Annotated in this window: 22 protein-coding genes; 14 read left to right on the top strand and 8 right to left on the bottom strand. The window is 39.0% G+C overall.

Annotation, left to right across the window (positions count from 1 at the left end; genetic code table 11):
* Positions 1–44 precede the first annotated feature (44 nt).
* Positions 45–710, bottom strand: coding sequence for a uracil-DNA glycosylase (locus KIM67_RS13560; RefSeq protein ID WP_213832096.1), 666 nt, complete (start codon positions 708–710; stop codon positions 45–47).
* A 61-nt stretch (positions 711–771) separates the two neighbouring features.
* Between KIM67_RS13560 and KIM67_RS13555 the strand changes: the two genes are divergently transcribed.
* From KIM67_RS13555 to KIM67_RS13545, 3 genes are all read left to right on the top strand, one after another.
* Positions 772–1,374, top strand: a complete 603-nt coding sequence (locus tag KIM67_RS13555; RefSeq protein ID WP_213832095.1) for a short chain dehydrogenase — start codon at positions 772–774, stop codon at positions 1,372–1,374.
* A gap of 53 nt (positions 1,375–1,427) precedes the next feature.
* Positions 1,428–3,602, top strand: coding sequence for a DNA mismatch repair protein MutS (locus KIM67_RS13550; protein ID WP_213832094.1), 2,175 nt, complete (start codon positions 1,428–1,430; stop codon positions 3,600–3,602).
* A 312-nt stretch (positions 3,603–3,914) separates the two neighbouring features.
* Positions 3,915–4,325, top strand: a complete 411-nt coding sequence (locus KIM67_RS13545; protein ID WP_213832093.1) for an EthD family reductase — start codon at positions 3,915–3,917, stop codon at positions 4,323–4,325.
* 152 nt (positions 4,326–4,477) lie between these two features.
* Here the strand turns inward: KIM67_RS13545 and KIM67_RS13540 are convergent, their stop codons facing one another.
* The gene (locus KIM67_RS13540; protein WP_213832092.1) at positions 4,478–4,765 is read right to left on the bottom strand and encodes a hypothetical protein; all 288 of its coding nucleotides are present in this window, start codon (positions 4,763–4,765) and stop codon (positions 4,478–4,480) included.
* Between the two features lie 346 nt (positions 4,766–5,111).
* Between KIM67_RS13540 and KIM67_RS13535 the strand changes: the two genes are divergently transcribed.
* The 9 genes from KIM67_RS13535 to KIM67_RS13495 all read left to right on the top strand — a co-directional run bounded on the left by KIM67_RS13535 (position 5,112) and on the right by KIM67_RS13495 (position 13,946).
* Positions 5,112–6,695: a DUF262 domain-containing protein gene (locus KIM67_RS13535; RefSeq protein ID WP_213832091.1), complete on the top strand. Its 1,584-nt coding sequence runs from the start codon at positions 5,112–5,114 to the stop codon at positions 6,693–6,695.
* 117 nt (positions 6,696–6,812) lie between these two features.
* The gene (locus KIM67_RS13530; RefSeq protein ID WP_213832090.1) at positions 6,813–7,436 is read left to right on the top strand and encodes a hypothetical protein; all 624 of its coding nucleotides are present in this window, start codon (positions 6,813–6,815) and stop codon (positions 7,434–7,436) included.
* 234 nt (positions 7,437–7,670) lie between these two features.
* On the top strand, positions 7,671–8,201 hold the full coding sequence (locus KIM67_RS13525) for an STM3941 family protein (RefSeq protein WP_213832089.1): 531 nt from the start codon (positions 7,671–7,673) through the stop codon (positions 8,199–8,201).
* A gap of 135 nt (positions 8,202–8,336) precedes the next feature.
* Complete coding sequence (locus KIM67_RS13520; RefSeq protein ID WP_213832088.1) at positions 8,337–8,651, top strand: hypothetical protein; 315 nt, start codon at positions 8,337–8,339, stop codon at positions 8,649–8,651.
* A gap of 101 nt (positions 8,652–8,752) precedes the next feature.
* A complete protein-coding gene (locus KIM67_RS13515; protein WP_213832087.1) occupies positions 8,753–8,959 on the top strand; it encodes a hypothetical protein in 207 nt (68 codons plus the stop codon).
* A gap of 69 nt (positions 8,960–9,028) precedes the next feature.
* Positions 9,029–10,105 (top strand): S9 family peptidase, encoded by a 1,077-nt coding sequence (locus KIM67_RS13510; protein WP_213832086.1) that lies wholly within the window; start codon positions 9,029–9,031, stop codon positions 10,103–10,105.
* A gap of 122 nt (positions 10,106–10,227) precedes the next feature.
* Complete coding sequence (locus KIM67_RS13505) at positions 10,228–10,635, top strand: thiol-disulfide oxidoreductase DCC family protein (protein ID WP_298869330.1); 408 nt, start codon at positions 10,228–10,230, stop codon at positions 10,633–10,635.
* Between the two features lie 130 nt (positions 10,636–10,765).
* A complete protein-coding gene (locus tag KIM67_RS13500) occupies positions 10,766–12,790 on the top strand; it encodes a mucoidy inhibitor MuiA family protein (protein ID WP_213832084.1) in 2,025 nt (674 codons plus the stop codon).
* 286 nt (positions 12,791–13,076) lie between these two features.
* Positions 13,077–13,946: a hypothetical protein gene (locus KIM67_RS13495; protein ID WP_213832083.1), complete on the top strand. Its 870-nt coding sequence runs from the start codon at positions 13,077–13,079 to the stop codon at positions 13,944–13,946.
* A gap of 317 nt (positions 13,947–14,263) precedes the next feature.
* On the opposite strand, the gene KIM67_RS13490 is transcribed toward KIM67_RS13495, so the two are convergent.
* Genes KIM67_RS13490 through aroC form a run of 5 tightly spaced genes read right to left on the bottom strand, consistent with a single transcriptional unit; the run spans position 14,264 to position 19,750 of the window.
* Positions 14,264–15,436 (bottom strand): flavohemoglobin expression-modulating QEGLA motif protein, encoded by a 1,173-nt coding sequence (locus tag KIM67_RS13490; RefSeq protein ID WP_213832082.1) that lies wholly within the window; start codon positions 15,434–15,436, stop codon positions 14,264–14,266.
* Positions 15,433–16,260 (bottom strand): N-formylglutamate amidohydrolase, encoded by an 828-nt coding sequence (locus KIM67_RS13485; protein WP_213832081.1) that lies wholly within the window; start codon positions 16,258–16,260, stop codon positions 15,433–15,435. The genes KIM67_RS13490 and KIM67_RS13485 overlap by 4 nt, the downstream gene beginning before the upstream one ends.
* Positions 16,253–17,284: a glutathione synthase gene (gene gshB / locus KIM67_RS13480; RefSeq protein ID WP_213832080.1), complete on the bottom strand. Its 1,032-nt coding sequence runs from the start codon at positions 17,282–17,284 to the stop codon at positions 16,253–16,255. Before gshB ends, KIM67_RS13485 begins: the two co-directional genes overlap by 8 nt.
* Positions 17,285–17,293: 9 nt before the next feature.
* A complete protein-coding gene (locus KIM67_RS13475) occupies positions 17,294–18,628 on the bottom strand; it encodes a dicarboxylate/amino acid:cation symporter (RefSeq protein WP_213832079.1) in 1,335 nt (444 codons plus the stop codon).
* Positions 18,629–18,685: 57 nt separating this feature from the next.
* Complete coding sequence (aroC, locus tag KIM67_RS13470) at positions 18,686–19,750, bottom strand: chorismate synthase (RefSeq protein WP_213832078.1); 1,065 nt, start codon at positions 19,748–19,750, stop codon at positions 18,686–18,688.
* A gap of 193 nt (positions 19,751–19,943) precedes the next feature.
* Here aroC and KIM67_RS13465 point away from each other — a divergent pair, with 193 nt between their 5' ends.
* On the top strand, positions 19,944–20,915 hold the full coding sequence (locus tag KIM67_RS13465; protein WP_213832077.1) for a UDP-2,3-diacylglucosamine diphosphatase: 972 nt from the start codon (positions 19,944–19,946) through the stop codon (positions 20,913–20,915).
* On the opposite strand, the gene KIM67_RS13460 is transcribed toward KIM67_RS13465, so the two are convergent.
* Positions 20,886–23,798, bottom strand: a complete 2,913-nt coding sequence (locus KIM67_RS13460; RefSeq protein ID WP_213832076.1) for an FAD-binding and (Fe-S)-binding domain-containing protein — start codon at positions 23,796–23,798, stop codon at positions 20,886–20,888. The two genes, KIM67_RS13465 and KIM67_RS13460, sit on opposite strands and share 30 nt — an antisense overlap.
* 91 nt (positions 23,799–23,889) lie before the next feature.
* Here KIM67_RS13460 and KIM67_RS13455 point away from each other — a divergent pair, with 91 nt between their 5' ends.
* Positions 23,890–24,384, top strand: coding sequence for a hypothetical protein (locus KIM67_RS13455; protein ID WP_213832075.1), 495 nt, complete (start codon positions 23,890–23,892; stop codon positions 24,382–24,384).
* The last annotated feature ends 149 nt before the right edge of the window (positions 24,385–24,533 follow it).

The following is a 24,533-nucleotide window of genomic DNA, read 5'->3' as shown; positions in this document are numbered from 1 at the left end:
ACGAAATAATCTTAAATTTTAGGAAAATCCTTCCAAAAAATATTTTACCAACTTATTAACTGTCTCCCTTTTTGCGATAAAATTGCATTTGTCTTGCTGAAATGTTGGTTGCCGAACCAAAGTCCACGATTAGCACTCAAAGGTGATGGATGTCCAGATGTTAAGATATGATGCTTTGTTTTATCAATGAGTGAAGCCTTCTTTTTGGCAAATCCGCCCCATAACAAGAAAACCACACCTTCAAGTTTGTTGGATATGGTATGGATGACCGAATCCGTAAACTGCTCCCACCCCTTATTTTGATGGCTCCCAGCCTGATGCGCTCTCACTGTTAACGTCGCATTTAGAAGCAATACCCCTTGCGATGCCCACCGTTCCAAATTACCGCTTTTAGGATAGGGCTTTTCCACATCGACCTTGATTTCTTTAAAAATGTTCACCAACGATGGTGGATGTGGAATACCATCCTTTACTGAAAAGCACAATCCGTTAGCCTGATTGGGACCATGATAGGGGTCTTGTCCAATAATCACAACCTTCACCTCTTGAAAAGGACAATGATCAAATGCAGCAAAGATGTCCTTTCCTTTTGGATAACAGGTGTACTGTTGGTATTCTTGCTTCACAAAATTCGTTAACTGCTGAAAATAAAGCTTCTCAAATTCTGGTTGTAAGTGAGCTTTCCAACTTGGGTCGATTGCAACATTCATTATTTATATCTGGACTAAAATGGTATCTTTCTTCTACGAAAATACTTTAAAAGCCGTAGCAATGAAAATCGTAATTATAGGGGGGAAAGGAACCATTGGAAACAAAGTGACCGATCACTTTTCCAAAAACAATGAAGTATTGGTAGCTGGCAGAACATCTGGAGAGGTAACTGTAGATATTGCCGATGCAAATTCTATTAAAAAAATGTTCGATGGCATAGGTATGGTGGATGCCATAATTTGTATTGCGGGCGAAGCCAAATGGGCATCCTTTAACGATTTGACCGAAGACGATTATTACATCGGCATAAAAAGTAAACTTATGGGCCAAGTAAATCTGGTACGTATAGGGCAAAAGTTCTTAAACCCGAATGGCTCCATAACCCTATCTACTGGTGTTCTTGCGGACGACCCCGTATTAAAAACGGCGAGTGCCGCAATGGTTAACGGTGGAATACACAGCTTTGCACAAGCAGCAGCACTGGAACTGGAACAAGGACATAAACTGAACGTGGTTTCGTTGGAATTGGTCATAGATGCTTATGAAAAATACAAAGACTATTTTCTAGGGCACAATCCAATTTCTATGGAAAAAGCGGTCAATGCGTATGTGAGAAGCGTGATGGGACAAAGAAATGGAGAAATTATACGGGTTTACCAATAATTTGATGCCGTAAAAACCCCATTCCATTATCTTTGCCCTGCTAGAATAGGAAAATGCAGAAAATCCATCCAAAAACACTACAAGATTTAGAATTTCCAACTGTATTGGAACAACTGTCCGCACGGTGTAATACAGAATTGGGGAAAGAACAGGCTCTTGAGATAAATCCCATTAACGATAAGGAGCTCCTTTTGGAAGTTTTAGGGCAAACCTCTGAGTATCTGGCCTCGTTTTCCAATGACAATCGGATTCCCAATCATGGTTTTGATAGCATCAACGGGGAACTTCGATTATTAAAAATTGAGAATACCACATTGGAGATTTCCGGTTTTCGCCGAATAGGTACTATTTGTAAGATTACCGTACTCCACCAAAAGTTTTTTAAGAAATTCAAGGAATACTACCCTTTGCTTTTTAAAAAGTCCGAAGCATTGGAGGCCAACACGGGAATTTCTGATGCCATTGATGAAATCATAGACAAATTTGGGGAGATCAAGGATTCTGCATCGGTGGAGTTGCGACATATTCGTATGCGCACCAATGAAGTACGGGGAAAGATCAACCAAAGCTTTGGTGCCGCTCTCACCCGGTATCAATCTTCAGAATTTTTGGATGAGATTCGGGAATCGGTTGTGGAAAATAGACGTGTACTGGCAGTGAAGGCAATGTATAGGCGTAAGGTCAAGGGAACGGTTATGGGCACTTCCAAAACGGGCAGTATCGTTTATATCGTGCCCGAAACCACACTTACGTATACCAGGGAACTCAGCAATCTCGAGTTTGAAGAAAAGGAAGAAGTCCAGCGAATCCTTAATCAATTGACAGACTCTATTAGACCTTTTGATTACGTTTTAAAAAATTATCAGGAGTATTTAATCCATATCGATATAACTGCTGCCAAGGCAAAGTATGCTCTGGACATGAACGCCATTTTGCCAGAAATCAACGATGAGAAAACATTATTTCTAAGAGATGCGCTCCATCCCCTACTTTTTCTGAGCAATAAACTGAAAAAAGAAAAAACATGGCCGCAGACCATTCAGTTGCATCCTGAAAACAGGATTATCGTTATTTCGGGACCCAATGCAGGTGGAAAGAGTATCACCTTAAAGACGATCGGATTACTTCAAGTAATGCTTCAATCTGGGCTTCTAATTCCCGTTCATGAAATAAGTTCTGTCTGTTTGTTTGAAAAAATCCTGACCGATATTGGTGACAATCAATCCATAGAAAACCATTTAAGCACCTATAGTTACCGTTTAAAGAACATGAACGCCTTTTTAAAAAGGTGCAACGATAAAACCCTGTTCTTAATCGATGAGTTTGGTACGGGAAGTGACCCAGAACTTGGGGGCGCGTTGGCGGAAGCTTTTCTGGAGGTTTTCTACGAGCGTGAAGCCTATGGCGTAATCACTACGCACTACGCCAACCTAAAAGCACTGGCCAATGAATTGCCACATGCCACCAATGCGAATATGCTCTTCAATTCCAAAACCCTGGAACCTACATTTCAATTGATCCTGGGGGAAGCGGGAAGTTCCTTTACGTTCGAAGTCGCCCAGAAAAACGGCATCCCCTACTCGCTCGTCAATAAGGCCAAGAAAAAGATTGAGCGGGGCAAGGTCCGTTTTGATGCCACCATTGCCAAACTACAAAAAGAACGCTCCAAAATGGCCCAGACGGGTTCACGGCTCCAAGATGAGGAGGCCAAGGCACGGGACGAAGCAGCACGATTGGAACAGCTCAACACCAAAATAAAGGCCAAGCTGGAAAACTACCAAGAACTGTACGACCACAACCAGCGTATGATCCAGCTGGGCGACAAGGTAAACACAGTGGCCGAAAAATATTTTGTGGACAACAAAAAGCGCCCTTTGATTTCTGAGCTATTACGGATTGTGGAAACCGAGAACAGCAAGCGCAAAAAAACTTCTGCCAAACAGGCCAAGGCCAAACAAAACCAGAAACGGCAAGTGGCGCAAGAATTGGAGAAAAAGATAGTGAAGGTGCGGGAAGAGAAGAAAATAGAGCAGAAAAAAGCCATTCAAAAAGAAAAGAACAAACCCAGACCTGTCTTTAAAATTGGTGACCGCGTTCGTATGTTCGATGGAAAGGCCGTAGGCAGTATCGACGCCCTGGAAAAGAACAAGGCCATTGTCAACTACGGTATCTTTACCACCAACGTAAGCGTAGCTCAGCTGGAACTGGTGGAAGCGGCGAAAAAATAACTTTCTTTTCGATGGTTCGATTTTTGGATAGTTGGATAGTTGGATAGTTGGATAGTTGGATAGTTGGATAGTTGGATAGTTGGATAGTTGGATAGTTGGATAGTTAAAAGTATCAATTTTTGATGACTGTCATACTGAGCCTGTCGGAGTGTTTTTTTAATTCTAAGTTGTCAGTTTCCTGATTTCTGACCTCCGACTTCCGATCTCTAACCTCTAATCTCTGACCTATAATATTTCATACCGCCAATAACAACATCCATATAGTACACCATAAAAGTTGTAACTTTCTTCAAATCTCTTAAAACCAATAACATGAAAACCAAAATTATACTTTTGACCCTTGGTCTTATTGTGCTTTTGTCGAGCTGTGAACAAGCGCCATCAAAAGCTGCGATTATAGCTAAAAAAGGTATGGTCAAAGTAATCATCCTATATCCTAACAGTGAGGGAAAAACATTTAATATGGATTATTACGCCAACAAGCACATGCCCATGATAGCCCATGTAATGGGAGATGCCTTACAATGCTATACGATTGACAAAGGGATATCGGGCAGGACGGCCGATGACCCTATTCCCTATTTGGCCATTGGGTATTTATATTTTAACAAACTTTCCGACTATAGAAACGCTTTTCCTCCAAACGCGAAAAAAATTGTTGGCGACGTTCCAAACTACACCAATATTCAACCTATAGTTCAGATTAGTGAGGTTATGGAGTAAGGCCCTAACCCCTACGTCCAAACTTGTCACACTGAGACTGTCGAAGTGTTTTTCCAGTTGTCAGTTTTCAGTTACCAGTTTCCTGATTCCTGATTCCTGATTCCTGATTCCTGATTCCTGATTCTTAATATCGTACCTCTAACTCCGTACTTCTAACTTCGTACCTCTAAAAGGGCCGCAATATGTTCCCAAAGCTGTTTGGCACTAAAGAGCGCATTCTTTTCGTCCTCATCGATAACGTGGTCCGATTGGTACAGCGCCATATCGTGCAGCAGTTGCAAGGCGTTTACCAAAACGGGGGCGTTGAGCTGATCGGTAAATTCTAGTAGTTGTAACTGTGCGGGGGTAAGCAGTTTGGGAATTTTGGGGGTTTGGGCATCTTTGTGCACCACGACCGCTTTACAGTGTGGACATTGTTTTTGACCTTTTGAGTGTAGCATAAAAAAGGATTAAATAATTAAAAAAAGGACAGGTCACTGCTACACTCATCAAAGCGATGCCTCGAAGGTCAAGGGACTTGCACCCTTTTGCCTGTCCATAACTTTTAGTCCAAAGGAGGTTGGAAAGGCATCATAAATACGATAAGTGTAGCAAGGCAAATATAGGCTTTCTTAAAAATATGTTGCGAAAGATGAAAATTGATTTTGTTAACAACTTCTTACGAATTCATATAAAATTTCATTTTTTTTGAAGGAAAATTCCGTGAACTTCGTTATCGCTGGATAAAAATCCCATAAACGAATTCATATCTCTTTTAGCTAGGCACAATTAAAACAAAAAGGAATAATGAAAGGAGAAATTACTACAGGTTCAATAAAAATCGACCGCTTAAGAAGCAAAATAATTGAGGGCAACATCAAAATCCCACCATTTCAAAGAGAATTTGTCTGGAAGCAAGAACAAGTTATTGAACTATTGGATAGTATAATAAAAGATTATCCAATCGGCAGTATTTTATTGTGGGAAACAAAGGATGATTTACCATCTAAAAGAAACATAGGTGGTTTCGACTTACCAAGTCCTACGGAAGACTATCCGATAAATTATGTTTTGGATGGGCAACAACGCGTAACTTCAATCTTTGGAGTATTCTGCTATGATTTAAATACTGTCGAAAACGAAGAATATGACCCTTCCATTTTTGAAATATTGTATGACATAAATGAAGACACTTTTATAAGTTCTTCAGATATTAATGATACACATATAAATTTACCATTAAGGCTCATTTTCGATAATTTCAACTTCAACAAATTTATTCAAGAAAAGAACTTAAGTGAGGAACAAACAAATAAAGTTGTTGAAGTCCAATCTCTTTTTCAAAACTATGAGTTACCGTTAGTAACTATTAAAAAACGAGACAAAACGGAAGTGGGTATTATTTTTGAAAGAGTTAATAACACTGGTACACCACTATCCACACTCGATTTAATGATTGCTTGGACATGGATTGAAGATTTTCACCTAAAGGCAAAGTTTGAAGATATTTTTGAAACTTTAGAGGACAAAAATTTTGGTAACGTGAAAAACAAGGTTGTGCTTCAATGCATAAGTGCAATTATAAACCAAACAACGAAAACAAAGAGTATTTTAGAATTAAACCCTCAAGATGTAAGAGATAACATAGATTTGCTTAAGGCAAGCCTTGAAAAGGCTATAGACTTTTTAAGTACACAATTTAATTGCGCATCATATGATTTTCTACCTAGAGTACAACAAATCGTGCCATTAACATATCTGTTTTCTAGAACAAACTCTGTTACAATTGACCAAAGTGAGTGTCTGAAAACATGGTTTTGGAGAACTTCTTTTTCTACGAGATATTCAGCATCGACAGACCAAAAAATGGATGATGATGTAGAGTTTATTGATTTGGTACTTTCGAATAACTTTTCAGGTTTGGACAAATACCAAACGAATTTAAATTTGACCCAATTAGAAAATTTAAAATTCTCTAAATCTAATTCATTTGTGCGTGCATTTTTATTATTGTTAGCCCAACAAAAACCTCTAGATTTAGCAAACGGAGACATTGTAGATGTTGGTAATGCATTATCCCAATATAACAGAAAACAATACCATCACATATTTCCACGAGCTTTTTTAAAAAACAAAAGATTGACAAATGACCAAATTAATAAAGCTGTAAATTTTTGTATTTTACCTGCTACATCGAATAGGTTAATTAGCGATAAAGACCCTTCAGACTATTTTGAGAATATAATTCCACAAGCGAATCTTGATACTATTTTAGAATCCAATTTATTGCCAAATGACAAAGACATTTATGAAAATAATGATTATGATAAGTTTTATACTGAACGCGCGAAAGTTGTATTTAAAAAAATAAAGAAATTAAGTAACGAGTAAACAACAACTGTTATAAGCAATAGCTATAGTCAAGACAGATAATGACACCTCACTTTTGGTTCTAAAAAATATTCTCATGAACTAAGACATTTAATCTTAAAGCCACTCTAATTAAGTATGAGCAAAACCAAAACCTTATTTTTCTCCGTTATGTTGGTGTTGCTCTCAGCCAATACCTTCGTAAGTGCCCAAAATGGTCAACAAAACGACTATCTGGTGCTACAAACTGGTGACACCCTCTACGGTAAAGTGGGCTATATTAATGAAAAGGCAGTTAACAGAGGTTTCCATAAAAAGATACGGCTCACGGATGCCCAGGGAAAAACAAAAAAATACAACTGGAAACAGGTTTCGGGCTTTAGGTGGAACGGTTTTGATTATGAAAGTTTTTGGTTGAGCAAAAAATCACCATCGGGACTAACGTTAACAGAACCAAGGCACGACATAGATTACAGTGACGGCACACAATTTTTTTTAAAGGTCATTAGCAAAGGGAATGTAAGCCACTACGAACTGGAATGGTTCAATCAAGGAAACAGCACCCTATGGTCCAAGGCCTTGCTCAAAAAAAAGAAAGACCAGTTTCTTATACGGGCAGACCTAGGATTGCTGGGGCTAAAACGAAAAGTGCTCCACAAGTACTTTACCGACTGCCCAGAACTCCAAGAAAAATTGGAACAAAAAGAATTCAGAAAAGTGAGTGAGGTCGTTGCGTTTTATAATGGCAATTGTGTTGAGTGAGGGTAACCTTAATGGTTTTAAGTTTTAAGTTCTAAGTTTTAAAGATGGCTCCTAAGGAAATTTGTGCCAATTCGAGTTATTCGTGTCCAACCCCGTCGTAACGAAAAGCGCAGTTAAGCCCTTTAGACATTAAAATTTATAAAACCGAATTCCAAAAAAACGGTTTTCCAAAAATTTGTGCCAATTTCGTGGAATTTGTGTAAAACATACGCTAAACCGTTTCCAACCATTTTTATGACGGAAATTAAATTCTATAAATCCAAACGAAAAGCGGTTCGCTTGCTACTGTTATGCACGCCCTTTGTGGCGATGGGCATTTGGATGCTCGTGGACGGCAACCTGTTCGGATGGGCGCTTATCGCATTCTTTGGACTCGCCTATCCCGTTGGTATTTTCAATCTGTTCGACAAAAGACCACAGATTATCCTAAATGAAATCGGCATATTTGACCGTAGCATCAGTCAAGATTTCATCAATTGGGAGTTGATACGAAATGCCTATCCATTTGCCGTAGGTAGAGAGCGGTTTATATGTTTGGTGGTCGATGAACAATTTAAGCCCTCAAAAAAGAAAGGCCGGTTTTATAAAGGTGTGGCAAAACTAAATGAAGCCATAGGCGCGCAAGAACTGAACATTAATTTAGGTCAGGTTCAAAAAATAAATGATATTAAACTGACGCTGTTTATTCTTCAAATGTCAAAAGCAACCAAAACCGATAAGGCCAAACTATTGAAAAACCTTCCCAGCAAAGTTTATAAAGTATAACCTGTCTTTTTACTTTGGATATCACCCTTTTTTTGGATAGGTTTATATAGCTGACCGTAACAGCGGATGAACCAATAATTTTTTTCTGATATGGACAACTTCAATCAAATTTTTAAAAGCTCAAATGCCAAAAAGATGGGTATCAAAATAAAGGGCCTTATTGAATCCAGTTTTGATGCCATTGAGGAAAACATAGTTGGCGGTGCAAAAGTAAAACTGGTACTCTATTCACGTAATGGAAAGAACAACGTGCTCTGTGGAATTCAAGAGGGCAACAACGATTCGTGTATGCTCTATGTACACCATATTGACGAAATAAACCACGAAAGATTGAAATTCAGCGGTAAAGGCAAACACGCTAAACGTATCAAGTTTAATACCATTGAAGAAATTAGAGAAGACGATATCAAATGGTTATTTTCAAAGATAAATGAGAACGCCCCATTCTAATTGGTATGGATACGGTTAAACCCCACTGTAGAAAAATTGAAATCGATGCCACAAAATGGTCCTAGGCAATTGTTTGTTCCCACCCGTATAAACCGAACCAATTGGACAGCGACGAATTAAAAACCATGGCGGAACAGGTTGAATTCCTTAAGAACGAAATCAAATGGACTACAGCAACCATTGAAAAAAGAAAAAACGAATGGAAAACTAACAGTACTCCTGAATTTTATACCAGTGAAAAAACCGATGTACTCCTAATAGTAAATAGAAATGAAGAAATAATCTATAAACGAATCATTCAAAATTAAAAAACTGATACCAATTAATTATATATATTCGGGTACTTAACGACAAAATAACCGTATGCAATACCGTTAATGAGAATTCTAGAAATTTCAAAGAAAAATACGATACTGACCCTATTCTTACTGCTAGTTGGAATTAATGCTAAAGCCCAAACGGATAAACAATCATTTGATTTTGAATTTGAAGGAATTCAACTCAATGGTATTCTGAACATTCCTGAAGATGTAAATCCCAAAGGTATTGTACTTATTGTTCATGGTTCTGGACGAACCAATGCCGTTGAGAAGAACTGGTATGCAGATGTAAGAGGTACCATACTAGAAGCAGGCTACGGAACGTATATGTGGGACAAAATGGGGTGCGGTAAAAGTGGCGGCACCTTTAATTATAACCAACCCGTTCAAAACAGTGTTTTGGAAGTTATAGCCGCGATTACGCAGCTCCAACAAAAAAAAATACCAGGCTCGGAACACATAGGATTATGGGGGATTAGCAGGGCCGGATGGATAAATCCCTTGGTCATAAATAAATCTAAGGATATCAAATTTTGGATTTCCGTTAGCGGTGTGGATGATAAAGAAAACTTTAGCTATTTGTTCGAAGAAAACCTAAAAATTAATGGGGTTCCAAAGGATTCGATTCAAATCTTGAGCGATGAACTCATAAATAACTATCGTCTCACCCACTCGGGAGCAGACTTTGAAACGTATATGACCGCCACAAAAAACCTTCGGAAGAATTCCTTTCTAAGTCGATTCAATAATGGAAGGAAAGTCACAGAAGAGGGATATTATGAATACCAAAAAACCTTCATGAAAGCGGGGTTTGATGAGGAAACAGGACTGCAAGTGTATATTGAAGATTTTGAATCGGTTTTATCTACGATAGATTGTCCAGTACTGGCTTTGTTTGGTGAAAAGGACAAGAATGTAGATTGGAGAAAAACCAAGACCCTATATAAAAATACACTAGGCAAGAATATAGATTTGACCATCAAATCATTTCCAGATTGTAACCATAATTTATTCCAATGCAAAACGGGGGGATTCTATGAATTTCAGGATACTGGCTTACCCCGGGAAAGATGCAATGGTTTTCTCAACACCATAAAAAATTGGTTACATGAGATAGAAACGCATAAAAAATAACGAGTCCATTTATTGTACATAAGACAACCCAGGAAATTCTAGGCCTAAAATTAGGGCCGCCTATTTCATAAGCCTTTCTTACCCTACTAGGCTTTCATTCCCAAGCTTTGTATCTTTGCAATGTGGAAAAAGAAAAAAAAATCATCCTGTTCGATGGCGTCTGCAATCTCTGCAATGGCGTAATTCAATTCATCATTAAGCGGGACAAAAAGGACCTATTTAGATACGCCGCCCTACAGAGCGAAACGGGCATACGTTTGACCCAAGAACGGGGCATCGATACCTCAAAAATAGATTCCTTTATTCTTATTGAACCGGGCGTCGCCTACTTCACAAAATCCGATGCAGCACTGCGTATTGGGCAGGACTTTGGAGGTTTATGGAAGGTTTTAGCCATTTTCACTTGGATTCCTACATCCTTTAGAAATGTTGTCTATGACTTTATAGCCAGAAACCGCTACAGGTGGTTTGGCCGTAAAGATGCTTGTATGATTCCCACCCCAGAATTGCAAGCTAAGTTTTTGGGATAGATTATCGCTACATTTTTCTTACACTAATTCAAAAGTAGTTTTTACACTACTAAAAAGCTGCTTCACTAAAACCAGATTTTAAAAAAGACTGATTGTATCTAGGTTTACCCCAACTTTAAACCCAACAATCATGAAAAAGCTTATCCTTCTTGTTTTGTTTATCCCACTAATAGCAGTGGGCAATGACCTAAAAGTCCCTTCAGAAATTAAGAAAGTAACTGTGTACCTCAGTGGAGCGCAGGTCTATCGTAAAGCTGAGTGCAAATTGCATGAGGGCACCAATGAAATCGTATTTACTGGTCTATCTTCAAAAATTCAGGAAAGTAGTATCCAAATATCCGGGCTGCAAGCGGTTTCCATCCTATCCATGTCGTACGACTTAAACTATTTGGAAAAGACCGAAAGTAATCCGCAAGTAACCAAATGGGAAGATGAGATACTACAGATTCAGCATAAAATTACCCTACTAAAGAATTTGATTCTTGGGTTGGAAGAAGAAGAAAAAGTAATTACTTCCAATAGAATGATAAGTGCAAATAACCAAACGCTGGATTTGGAAAAAGTAAAGGAAATTAGTGTCTATTATCGTGAACGTATTACTTCCATCAAAAATGAAATCTTCGAGACCAATCTTAAAATCAATGGACTCAATTTAGACGTAAGCAAATTGCGTATGCAGCTGGCCGAGGTCAATAATGCTCCACAACAAGAACAGGGAGAATTGACCATCAAATTCGATGCGCCCATAGCCACCAGCTTAGATTTGTCCATTTCATATTTGGTCAATGATGCCGGTTGGATTCCCAATTATGACATCAAATCCAAAAAATTGAACGCTCCCTTAGATTTTACATACAAGGCGCATGTATACCAGAAAACTGGGAAAGACTGGGATAATGTGAACATCACGCTATCCACTGGTAACCCCAATGTTAATGTGAGCAAACCACATCTAGGAACTAAATACCTCAACTTTGTAAATAGATATGCCAAACTAAATCGACAAAAAGTTAAGAGGAAAGGGTATATATATAACCCAACCGTTCGTGAAGTGGCGGGAACTATTGTTGACCAAGCAGGCAATCCGTTGCCAGGAGCCAATATCATGGTCAAAGGATCCAATAAGGGCACGCAGACAGATTTTGACGGTAATTTTTCGTTGGATGTTGCCTCTGGCAGGGAACTACAGATTTCTTATATTGGTTTTATTGCTCAAGAATTGCCTATCTATTCTTCGGTTATCAATGTACAGATGGAGGAAGATTTTGCTGCTTTAGAGGAAGTTGTGGTAACAGGAGGATATGGGAGTGCTGCTGTTAGTGATTCAAGCATTAGAGTTAGAGGAAATACCAGTGCAGCAGAACCTAAATCTCCCCTCTATGTTGTAGATGGTGTTCCACAGGCTGGCTTTATCGAAGGTGATTTGGATGAAAACGAAATCCAAAGTATGGAAGTACTAAAAGGAACTGAAGCTGTAGCACTTTACGGAAGTAGGGGAACTGACGGTATAGTTGTTATAACCACCAAAAAAAGTTCCATACAAGATGACCTTACAAACACCAAGTTTGTGATCAAAAAAGCCTATTCCATAGCTTCTGATGGAGATATTACCGCAATTGAGATAAGTGCATTTCAATTACCTGCGGAGTATGAATATTTTGCAGCACCCTTAATCAATGAGAATATTTTTCTAACCGCTAAATTAAAGGATTGGGAAAAGCACCAATTGTTACCAGGAGAAGCGAATGTTTATTTTGAAGGTGGATATGCGGGCAAAACAAATATTGACACGTACACAGTAAAGAAAGAGATGATACTTTCCATGGGAATTGATCCCAATATTACAGTAACCAGAAATCAGCAACGAGACTTTAAGAGCAAATCGTTCACCGGAAGCAACCGTATCTTGAATCGTGCCTATGATCTAGAAGTAAAGAATAATAAAAACTTGGCCATCAACCTAAAATTGATGGATAGGATTCCAATATCCCAAAACAAAGAAATCAAGATAGACGATATAGACCCTCAGGCAGCGACCCATAACAAGAAAACAGGTCTATTAACATGGAACCTGGAACTGGATAGCAAAGAGAGCAAAAAGGAAAGCTTCTCCTTTCAAGTAAAATATCCTAAAGGGAAGTATATCTCCCTTTAGCAAAACCCGTAAAGGAATTTGCTTGGAAGGAGATATTCTGCCTTCCTAGCAAATTTTTTCTTAAAAAAATGAAGAAATAACCAAATTTTCGCTTTTTAACTATTGTACAATCAGCACTGGCACTGATTTTGTGGAGGTATTGATGAGCATTTCGTTGATATAATGTGATTTTCTAACGCTTCTAAATCTTCGGGTAACTATAAGGAATCCATAGAAGATGAAAACCACTTTTTTCATTGAAGATAGATGAGTCTACAGACCTTTACCTCTAACAAAAAAATAAAAAATGAAAAAGTTAGTATTACTATTTTTCTTATCAATTTCCCTTGTGGCATTTGCACAACAAGGTGGTGTAAACGATATTTTATTCACCAAGTCAGGTGAAATTATACAAGGTAAGGTAACCAAGGTTACCGCTTCCAGCATTAGTTTTAGTTATCCCGGAGAATCGCTTGTAAATGAAATCAGTGCCGACCAACTTCAAAAGATTGTGTTTTCGAGTGGAAGAACGCAAAACTTTGGCAACGGTGCCGCCAATGCCGCTTCAACGGCTGCAACAGTTCCAGAAAATGCCCCAAACCAAGTTGAAAACGTGAGAACGCTACCAAAAGAAGAAATCTACCTTGGGCCAAATTACGAGGACAATAAGTTGTCCGTGATTCCCCTAAGCTATTATAAAAACGAAACTTACAACAAAGAAACATCGAGCAAAATTACCAAGTTTGTCACCGACTATCTTACCCGTAAGAATCAATCATCGCCCATAAACGTACAAGATATGTCAACCACCATAAAAATGTTGGTGGATGGTGGTGTAGGATTCCAACAGTTAAGCGAAACGACCGTGGATAAACTACAAAGTGTACTTAGGTCCGAATACTTGGTCATGATAGAAGTAAACGAGATTACGGATAAACCCAAAACAGCAAAGAGTCCTGGTTTCTTTGATAGCCAAGATGCTGTGGTCGATACGGAATCCACGGTAAAATATGATATTGAACTCATTGTTTACGGTGGAATGGCGAGCGAGAAATATGCAATAAAATTTTCTGATGAACGCACGTCCAAAAAAAGTTCAGTTACCGGCAACCAAGAAGGATGGAAAACTGCCATGCAATATATCTTGGACCAAGTATTGACTTCTGGTAGTCTGTAACTTTATTATAGAATAACAGCTTATCTAGAAAGTATAATTTGTTAGGGTTGTCAAGTTGAGCCCTTCGAAACCGATTAAGGGTTAGCAATAATCAAAAAAATCGATGGGCTCAATTTGATATTTCAGTTTACTTTTTAGAAAGCTACTGTTCTTTTTCTGCGCTGCACATTAAACGCAATCCCTTCATTTCATTCAAACCCTATTGTCACACTGATCTTGTCGAAGTGCTTTTTGCACCAATTATCCTTCGACGGGCTTAGGATGACATAAAAACAACAAACTACAAGCAATTCGAAAATGAGCAATGAAGCTGGTTTTTACTTTAAATTGTTCAAAATAAAATCCAAAGTGGTATTGGTGTTCAGTTTTTGGGCAAAAGAATGGCTCTTGTATGTAATTGGTTGTGCAAGTCCCAGATTCTTTAGGTAGCGAATTACATCTTCGTTCTCCAACGCTACTTTACCCGTGAACAAAACATCCAAACTTTCCTCTTTCTGATATTTCCTGTAAATTTTACTAAGGCCGCTCAAATACAATCGGTCTTTAGTGAACCCTCCCCCTCTGTGAGCGCGTAATGTTATCGCAAAAGCTTCGTGCCTGTTCAGTTTGTACTGTCCGTGAATTAAATCAAATGTATCAGCAAACGAATACCCCTTGATAAGACTGTCAGCGGCCAGTACGCGATATGCCAATTCCTTTAATCGTTTTAATGTAAGTGCTCCGCCCATATATTCGCTAAATACGGCCAAACCTTCTTGAGTCTCCACATTTTTGGCCAATCCGTTCGAGAATATTTTTAAAGGTTGCAGCAATCCATTGTACGTGGTTACCAAATGCACACCAATTTCATGATTGGCCAAAGTCAATAGTTGGTTCTTACTGAACTTGGCATTCTTTTTTATGACTAAGGTCTGGGAACTATTGCTCACCATGGCATCTGCTGCAATGTGCGTAGAAAAGCGAACCTGAAGGGGGAAATCATATTGCTTGCTGAAGTCTAAAAAATAAGCTTTGGCTTCATTTGGGGAGAAAACTTTTTCCATATCCGAAGAAACAGGTTCATCGGCAAAATGAAGAATGAACCTTGCATTTTGAACATCGCGCTCTCGTGGTGTACCATAAACCCGTAGCGAATTGTAATAGAAGTTTTTGCCCTTTCCAATAGTCTCGATACACTGAATCATATTGGCGTAGTGATAGATGACATCTTGATACAACTGTCGCAATCTATCATCTGCTATGCGCTCTAAACGTTGCGAAAAGAACAGTCGATGCAACTTATAGGGATTGAACTTAAGCTTGGGGTATTTAAAATTAGGTTCCGCAGTAAATTTTGAAGCAAAAAATCGTTGTTTTTCCTTTTCAATATTTAGAGGGTTGATGTAGTTGAGAAGCTCGATACGACGAACCAAACGGTCAAGATTAGCATCAATTTCGAAGAGATGGTCGTATTCCTTTTCCAAATTTCCAACTTCATGTTCACGTATCATAATCCAGCTTCTTCAAATTCCTGTACCATATCCGGTATCAATTCTTTTAAATGTTCTTCTACCGATTGCACTACTTCAGGATAAATGACTCCAGTAAGTTCATCGCAATAAATTTTTGATATTTCTGTGGCCAAAACCAGAGTATCTTTAAAGTTTTGGGTGATATACTTTAGAAAATACCCGTTTCCTTGAAAAGTATCATTGACTTTAGAGGTTGACTTAATACCATTGGGCAATTGCATACTACCCAACTTTATACGCCATTTTTCAACTAGGCTCCCATAACGTACTGTGTCGATATTTGCAGTTCCCAAATTCCATACGGGTACTTCCCTATCCCAACGTTTCCAATTATAGCTGTGCATATCAAAAACGATTACTTTTTTAAAATCGGTCTCCAATTTGGAAATGAGTTCGTGGACGACCCTATAAAAATTAGTGTGTTTTTGTAAACTGGCTTTCTTTTCTTCCTTTGAAAGGTTTTTTTTCCATAAACGCTTGCCCCAGGCATCTTCATAAATCGCATGTTCGGGCTCCCTGTTCAAATCGTATTCAAAGCGACTATCGCAACCGGCAATTACAATGGGAAAGCTATTTACCATTTGCTTGGTGCATGGATCTTCCTCATACCATCGTTCATATTCGGTATGCAGGCAATTTTCCCAAAGCGATTTTCTAAATTGATGTCCATCATGTACCGCACCACATACAAAAGGCGCGTAACTTTCAATTTTTATGGTGAAGGAGTAATCATCTGCGACCGCTTCGAAGCATTTTCGTTCCTCTATGGAAATAATGATATCTTCAACGGAAAGTTTACGCATTTTCCACTTCGCTACGCAATCTTGATCTTCTATCAAATGCCTTCAATTTATCGAGTACCTTGCTCTCAACAAAATCGATGACCTTGCATTGAATCTTTGTTTTATAGACCTTGTTCATGTACGTGATTCCTCCCGGTGACATAACGTTTACCTCGACCAACTTACCACCAATCACATCAATGCCCACGAAATAGAGGCCGTCATTTACCAACTTTGGGCCAATTTGTTTGCACAACGCTTTTTCTTGCTTGGTCAACGAATGTTTGGAAACCGAGCCCCCAGCACTTACATTGGAACGATGGTCATCTGACCCAGGAATTCTGCGCATGGCGCCAATAGGTTCACCATTCAGTAGAAGCACCCTAACATCGCCTTGGTCCGCACCCTCTATATATTCTTGGAGTATGACATAATTGGAAGTACCGTCTGAGTTGGTGACGTAGAAATCCAACAACGATTTAATATTGCTCATCGCTGATTTCTCTATGAGAATAACGCCAGAACCGCCAAAGCCGTTCAAGGGCTTTAAAATCATTTTCTCTGCACTGGATTCGTTGATCTGCCGCACCAAATAGTTCTTGTTCTTTGATACGTGAGTCACCGGAATAATATTACTATGACTGTCGCCAAAAGCCGCAGTGTATAGTTTGTTGTTGGCCTCCCTTAGACCCTGTATCGAATTCACGATAAAAACATCATCTTTTACCGAATCCAAAAAGTTGAGCATCAATGGATCTAAAGGTGGATTGGCCCGCATAAAAATCACATCAAAACCTGCTAATGGAAGCATTTCTTCACGCAGTGATGCTTGCTTATAAAATGTTTTTTGACTGCTGGAGATCTTTTCCATTTTATTGATAACCGTACAAAAAGCACTGGTCACACTGTTTCTGATGGTGAGGTTTGCCGGGGTACAAATGGCCACCCCGTGTTTACGTTTTACACACTCATGAATAAGCGCAAGGCTTGTATCGTTTTCTGGTTGAATTTCCTCCCACGGGTACATTAAAAAGCAGATATTCATGATTATCTATTATTTTTTAGGTTGAATTTCATCTAAGTGGTCATCCCATTCCTTAATGTTGGGTTCTCCCAACTTGCCAACAGATTTTGCCACTACCATGGAAACCGTGGCATCTCCTGTCACATTTATTACGGTTCTACACATATCTAAAGGCCTGTCCACGGCAAAAATCAAGGCTAAACCAATCGCTAGCTTATCTGCAGGAAAACCGATAGATTCTAAAACTATCACAAGCATTACCATACCCGCTCCTGGAACGGCAGCAGAACCTATGGAAGCTAACAAAGCGGTCAGGACTATAGTCAATTGGTCACCAAACGTAAGATCAAAACCCAAGGCTTGAGAAATAAAGACCGCTGCAACACCTTGATATAAACTTGTTCCATCCATGTTAATAGTGGCGCCAACTGGTAGCACAAAACTGGAAACTTCTTTGTCCACACCAATATGTTCTTCTACTCTTTCCATAGTAACCGGTAACGTGGCCGCACTGGAGCTTGTTGAGAATGCCAATAATTGCGCAGGACTTATTTCTTTCAAAAACCAGAAAGGATTTTTTTTGGTGAAAACCCCCACCACGATAGTATAAAATATAATCATCAAGAAAAGTCCCAATACGACTACACCTGCATACTTCAACAAAGCTAATAAAAGGTCTGGGTCGCTAGAAGACACTACTACCCCTGCCAACAGTGCAAAAACAGCATAGGGAGCGGTAAGCATAATTAAATCGACCATCTTGAGCACCACATCATTTAGCGCATCAAAAAAATCCTTTAAAGGTTTAGCTTTTTCCTCCCCAATGAGCAACATGGAAATTCCTAAGAAAATGGTAAAGAAAATAACTTGGAGCATTAACGTATTATTACTGAGTGCCGCAAGCGCATTTTCTGGAACCATGTCCACCAAAAACTGTAGCGGACCGCTATTCTTTTGTTTCGAGGCTTCTTCTAGCTTATCGGTTACGCCTTTATCATTGGCATAAGCCTCTGTCAATTTAACAATTGTCTCTTCGGATATACCTTCTCCCGGTTGTGCTATGTTTACCAAAACAAGACCTATGGTTATTGCAACTACGGTGGTTGCAACATATATCATAATCGTACGCAAACCAATATTTCTGAACTTTGAGATATCCTTTAAATCAGAAATTCCTTTGACCAGAGAGGCTATGATCAAAGGAATAGCAATCAGTTTTAATAATGTTACGAAGATGGTTCCTAAGGGCTGAATCCAATCGGAGACAAAACCTTTTCCCCAATCCACTTGGGTCATTACAAACCCAAATACTATCCCTAAAAGCATTCCGATGAGAATCTGCCAATGCAGTTCTAGTTTACGCATATACAAATTTTAGGAAAGTAAGATACTATTTTGATTGGAAAAACCCTTACCTGACCATTATATTTTATTAGTGCGTGCCAAAAGTGTATAATCTGCCAATACCATTGCTGCCATAGCTTCGACTATTGGCACGGCCCTTGGAACAACACATGGGTCATGCCTTCCCTTGCCTTGGGTCATAACTTTTTCACCCTCTTTGTTGATGGTTTCGTAAGATTGAAGCACTGTGGCCACTGGTTTGAATGCTATATTAAAATAGATATCCATACCGTTGCTTATACCGCCTTGAACACCTCCGCTTCGGTTTGTCGACGTGGTTCCGTCTTCATTAAATTGATCATTGTGCTCGCTGCCTTTCATGAGCACACCTTCAAAACCACTACCATATTCAAAACCCTTAACGGCGTTTATGGACAGCATGGCCTTGCCCAGTTCTGCATGCAGTTTATCAAAGACAGGTTCTCCAAGACCAATCGGTACATTTTGAATGACACAGGTAATAACCCCACCAATGGTATCGCCTTGCTTTTTAATGGATTTGATGTATTCTTCCATCTTTTCAGCCATTTCCAAATCCGGACAGCGTACGGCATTTGATTCGATTTTTGAGAAATCGAGCTGTTGGTATTCTTTTTGCAGCTTTATTTCACCTACTTGGGATACGAAAGCATTGATTTTTATGTTTTCAAGAAACTGTTTTGCGATAGCTCCTGCCACTACCCTACTTGCAGTTTCCCTTGCCGAACTTCTACCACCTCCACGGTAATCCCTAAAACCATATTTTTGGTCGTAAACATAATCTGCATGGGATGGCCGATAGGAATCCTTGATATGGGAATAATCTTTTGACTTCTGATTGGTATTATGGATAGCAAACCCTATGGGCGTACCGGTCGTCTTCCCTTCAAACAGACCCGAATAGATCTCTACGGTATCCGGTTCTTTTCGCTGGGTCACTATTGCAGATTGTCCAGGTTTACGTCTGTTGAGTTCAAGCTGAATTTTTTCCAAATCCAAAACTATTCCCGCAGGGCAACCATCTATCACCCCACCTATTGCCCTTCCATGCGACTCTCCAAAAGAAGTGAGCTTAAAAAGTTGTCCAAAAGTATTTCCCGCCATGTACTTATAAATTGGGTAAGCCTCAAAGGTAGATGTTCTAACTCATTTTCAAAAACTAGCTTGCCAGTTAATGTTTATGTAACATCTTGATAGCGTTGTTGATGTTTTTTTAACGATATACTGATAAATTATTGATTTGAATTTGATTTTAAGTTTATTCCTACACCTTTATTTTGCATACAAACCGAAACTGTTGAAAAAAAGAAAGATTGAAGTAGCCGTAATTTCGGATGTTCATTTAGGTACGTACGGTTGCCATGCCGACGAACTCATTGCATATTTAAACAGTATCCAGCCAAAGAGGCTTATTTTAAATGGTGATATCATAGATATTTGGCAGTTTAGCAAACGATACTTTCCAGCTTCGCATTTAAAGGTGCTCAAAAAGATTATTGGAATGGCTTCTAAGGGTACAGAAGTTTACTATATCACTGGCAATCATGATGAAATGCTCCGTAAGTTTAGTGATACTTCAATGGGCAATTTTAAAATTTCCAATAAACTTGTGCTCAATTTAGATGGTAAAAAAGCGTGGATTTTTCATGGCGATGTCTTCGATGTATCTATCCAGAATGCCAAATGGTTGGCCAAATTGGGTGGGTATGGTTATGACTTGCTTATTCTTATCAATAGCTTCATCAACTGGTGTTTGGCAAAAATGGGACGCGAACGGTACTCACTGTCCAAGCGTATTAAAAATAGCGTAAAGGGAGCTATCAAGTATATCAATAACTTTGAAACTACCGCAGCCGACCTCGCTATTGAAAATGATTATGATTATGTTATTTGCGGACACATACATCAGCCAAAAAAAGAACGGTACGAGAACAAATATGGTAGTTGTACCTACTTAAATTCAGGGGATTGGGTAGAAAACCTTACAGCACTGGAATACTCGTTCAAACGTTGGAGGATATACTATTACAACCATGACAAACTATCACCATTTTTTGTTGATGAAGATCTTAAAGAAATGGACATGAACGAATTGATCGCTTCCATTACGGACAAGGAGGTGGTTTCAAAAGAAATAGAACCCAACGATATTATAGAACATATTGGAAAAGATATTATAGAAACGATAGCGTCTGATAATAATGAAACTATAGACCTTGGAGAGCAAGACACCAAACCTCTAGACAATCAAGGCTTGACGCAAGATTGATACTGGATGCTGTGCTACCCTTTTCGTCCCATCTTTTATTTGATGCCTACAGCTTGTGCCATTGGCCGCTATTATAGTCTCCGCAGGACTCTTCCTTACCGATGGGAACAACTTGAGCTCACCAACCTGCATACTTACTTCATAGTGTTCCTTTTCATACCCAAAAGAACCGGCCATACCGCAACAGCCGGAAGGAATAATGGAAACTTTATAATTTTTGGGAAGATTAAGCACATCAAAAGTCACTTTTTGGTCGGATAAAGCTTTTTGATGACAGTGATTATGGATTTTCACCACTCTTTCTTCTTCAGTAAATCTGTTGGGACCAAAAACTCTTTTTTTAATCTCTTTAGCAAGAAATTCTTCAATAAGAAAGGATTTAGAAGCCAACTTATTTACTAGTTCCGTGTCGTTATGCAGTCTTTTGTATTCATCCCTAAAGGATAAAATAGCGGAAGGTTCCAGGCCAACGATCGGTATATCTTGCTGAACAATTTCTTTAAGTTTGACCATATTGTTTTTCACCAAGGACTTCGCTTGCTTTAAGAATCCTTTTGATAGGTACGTGCGTCCACTTTCCACATAAAATAACTGTACATCATAGCCTAGCTTGCAAAGTAGCTCAATGGCATCTTTACCTACTTGAACATCCAAGTATTTTGTAAATTCATCAATATACAGCACTACTTTCTTTAAGGTCTGCGTGTTCGCTTTTTTCTGCTTCTTCAAATACCTTTCAAAATTGAACTGATGAACCTTTGGAAAGCTACGTTCACTGGCCACTCCTGAAGTTTTTTTCAGCAACCCTCCCAGAATACTGGATTTATAAACTGCATTGGTCAACGCCGGAAATTTACTCCCCATCGCATTGAATTTGGTATTGTAGGCAAAAAGCTTGCTTCGCAAAGGATAGCCATTGGATTCTTGATATTGGTACAAAAATTCGGCCTTTAACGTTGCTACATCCACATTGCTGGGGCACTCACTTGAACAGGCCTTGCAGCTAAGGCAGAGATCAAAAACTTCCTTTAACTCTTTTTGGTCAAACCGGTTTGGCTTTTCGGAGTTGGTCAAAAATTCACGTAATGCGTTTGCCCTTCCCCTTGTGGTATCCTTTTCATTTTTGGTCGCATGATAGCTAGGACACATAGCCCCGGACATATCGTGGCTTTTACGACAATCTCCACTACCATTGCATTTTTCCGCTGCTTTTAAAATCCCTTCATTATCTGAAAAATTCATCAACGTTTTAATGACAGGCTCTTTTCTGTCAATGTCATAACGCAAGGATTCATCCATTGGGAAAGCATCCACAATTTTACCGGGATTGAAAATGTTCAGTGGGTCAAAAGCAGATTTTATACGCTTTAGCAGTTCGTAATTGGCCGCTCCTATCATCAACGGTATAAATTCTGCTCTTACAATTCCGTCGCCATGCTCACCGCTAAAACTACCTTTATATTTTTTGGTCAGCTTTGCCACATCTGTAGTAATTGAACGAAAAAGTACTACATCTTCGGACTTTTTTAGATTAAGGATGGGGCGCAAATGCAGTTCCCCAGCGCCGGCATGAGCATAATACACAGCATCTTGGCCATAATCCTTCATGATTTGCGTAAAGTCACCAATAAAGTTTTTTAAATCTTCCAAGGCAACCGCAGTATCCTCAATACAGGCAACCGCTTTCCTATCGCCTACCATATTCCCCAACAACCCCAAACCTGCCTTGCGGAGTTCTATGGCCTTGTTGATTTCGTCTCCGATCAAAACAGGGCTCGCATAACTCAGCCCAGAACTTTCTATAGTTCTCAGCAAATCTTCAAGTTGGGCTTTTAGTTTATCTTCTGTATCGGCCTTTACTTCTAACATCAATATTGCAGCTGGATCGCCACTCACAAAAAAACGATTTGCCAATTGGGAACGGTTATTCTTGGTACAGTCCAAAATTACCCTGTCCATCATTTCACAGGTATGCAAATTATGCTGCATTACTGGGGCAACATCGCTCAAACAATCTTCAAGAGTATGGTAATGAGTTGCGACCATAGCAGACAACGAAGGGGGAAGTTCATCCAATTGCAAGGTGATTTCTGTCGTAAACGCTAAAGTACCTTCGCTTCCTGAAAGCAACTTGCATAGATTGAAATCTTCCCCAGTATTTCCAAAAACACGATTTTTTAAGAGCTCATCTATGGCATAGCCGGTATTTCTACGATGAATACTTGGTTTAGGAAATTCTGTTGCTATGTTTTCTTGTATTTTCTTATTGGAAAGTTCCGTTTCAATAAATGCGTATAACTTACCTTCAAGAGAATCCTCTTTTTTCTTGTTCTCGTATTCGTTCTTAGCCACATCCGAAAAAAAAGCTTCACTTCCATCGGATAATACACAGTTCATGGCTACGACCTTATCTCTAGTTACGCCATATTGAATAGATGTAGTTCCAGAAGAATTGTTACCGACCATCCCTCCTATCATACACCTATTAGAGGTTGACGTGTTTGGTCCAAAAAAAAGACCGTAAGGTTTTAAATATTGATTGAGTTCGTCACGCACCACCCCTGGTTGCACGCAGACTTGTTTCTTTTCTTCATCTAAATGCAAGATATCCGTAAAATGTTTTGAAACATCCACTATAATACCATCGCCCACACATTGGCCCGCAAGAGATGTGCCCGCAGTCCTAGGAATCAATCCAATAGTATGATTACCGGCAAAAGTTATAAGTGTTTTTATATCTTCTATGTTCTTGGGGTATGCAACCGCCAATGGTTTTTTTCGATATACAGAGGCATCAGTAGCGTACAATGCCCTACTTAGGTCATCGCTGAATAATTCTCCTTGGAGCTTTTTAGATAGTTGGGTTAAAGATAATTTATCCAATCTGGAACAATTTTTTGTTACCTAATTCAGTTGTATTGGTCAGAAAGCTTTACAAAGCTATCTTTAAATTTTTTAACTAAAAGAGAAACTTATGAAGATTACCGCATTATTTACCTGTCTTTTCGTATTTGGGACATTTATTGTCAGTGCGCAGGACATTTCTGACCATACCGTAGGGTTGCGTTTAGGCGATAGCGATGGGTTTGGCGCAGAAATTTCCTATCAAAAATCAATTGGTCGTTACAACCGTGCCGAATTCAATTTAGGCTGGCGAGATAGTAGACGATTTGATGCATTTAAACTCTCTGGGACTTACCAATGGGTGCATCAAATTGAGGGAAATTTTAATTGGTACTACGGTTTTGGTGGTGGATTGGGAAGTGTTGAATTTGAACCTGAACCAGATGGTGAAGACAATGATGGCCTTTTTGTATTTGCGGCCGGGGTTCTTGGTGTAGAGTACGACTTTGACATTCCACTGCTTCTTTCATTGGATTTTAGACCAGAAATTGGGATTTTAGGTTACGATGGTTTTAATGATAATTTTGATTTTGATATTGCACTTGGCATACGATATCAGTTTTAGACTTACAAGATAGAAGAGCCAAGACCGCTTCGCTGAAAGAACCTAGAAATCAGATTCTCTTGGGTCTTTGGTGTTTGGTCTTGGGTCTTGGGTCTTAAATATTCCAATTAGTCAGGAATCTTTGTTTTTTTATTGAATATCCTAAAATG

The sequence above is a fragment of the Flagellimonas sp. 389 genome (genome assembly GCF_018449435.1).
Lineage (GTDB): Bacteria > Bacteroidota > Bacteroidia > Flavobacteriales > Flavobacteriaceae > Flagellimonas.
The sequence above is the reverse complement of the archived record's forward strand: the minus strand, read 5'-3'. Positions and strand labels throughout refer to the sequence as shown.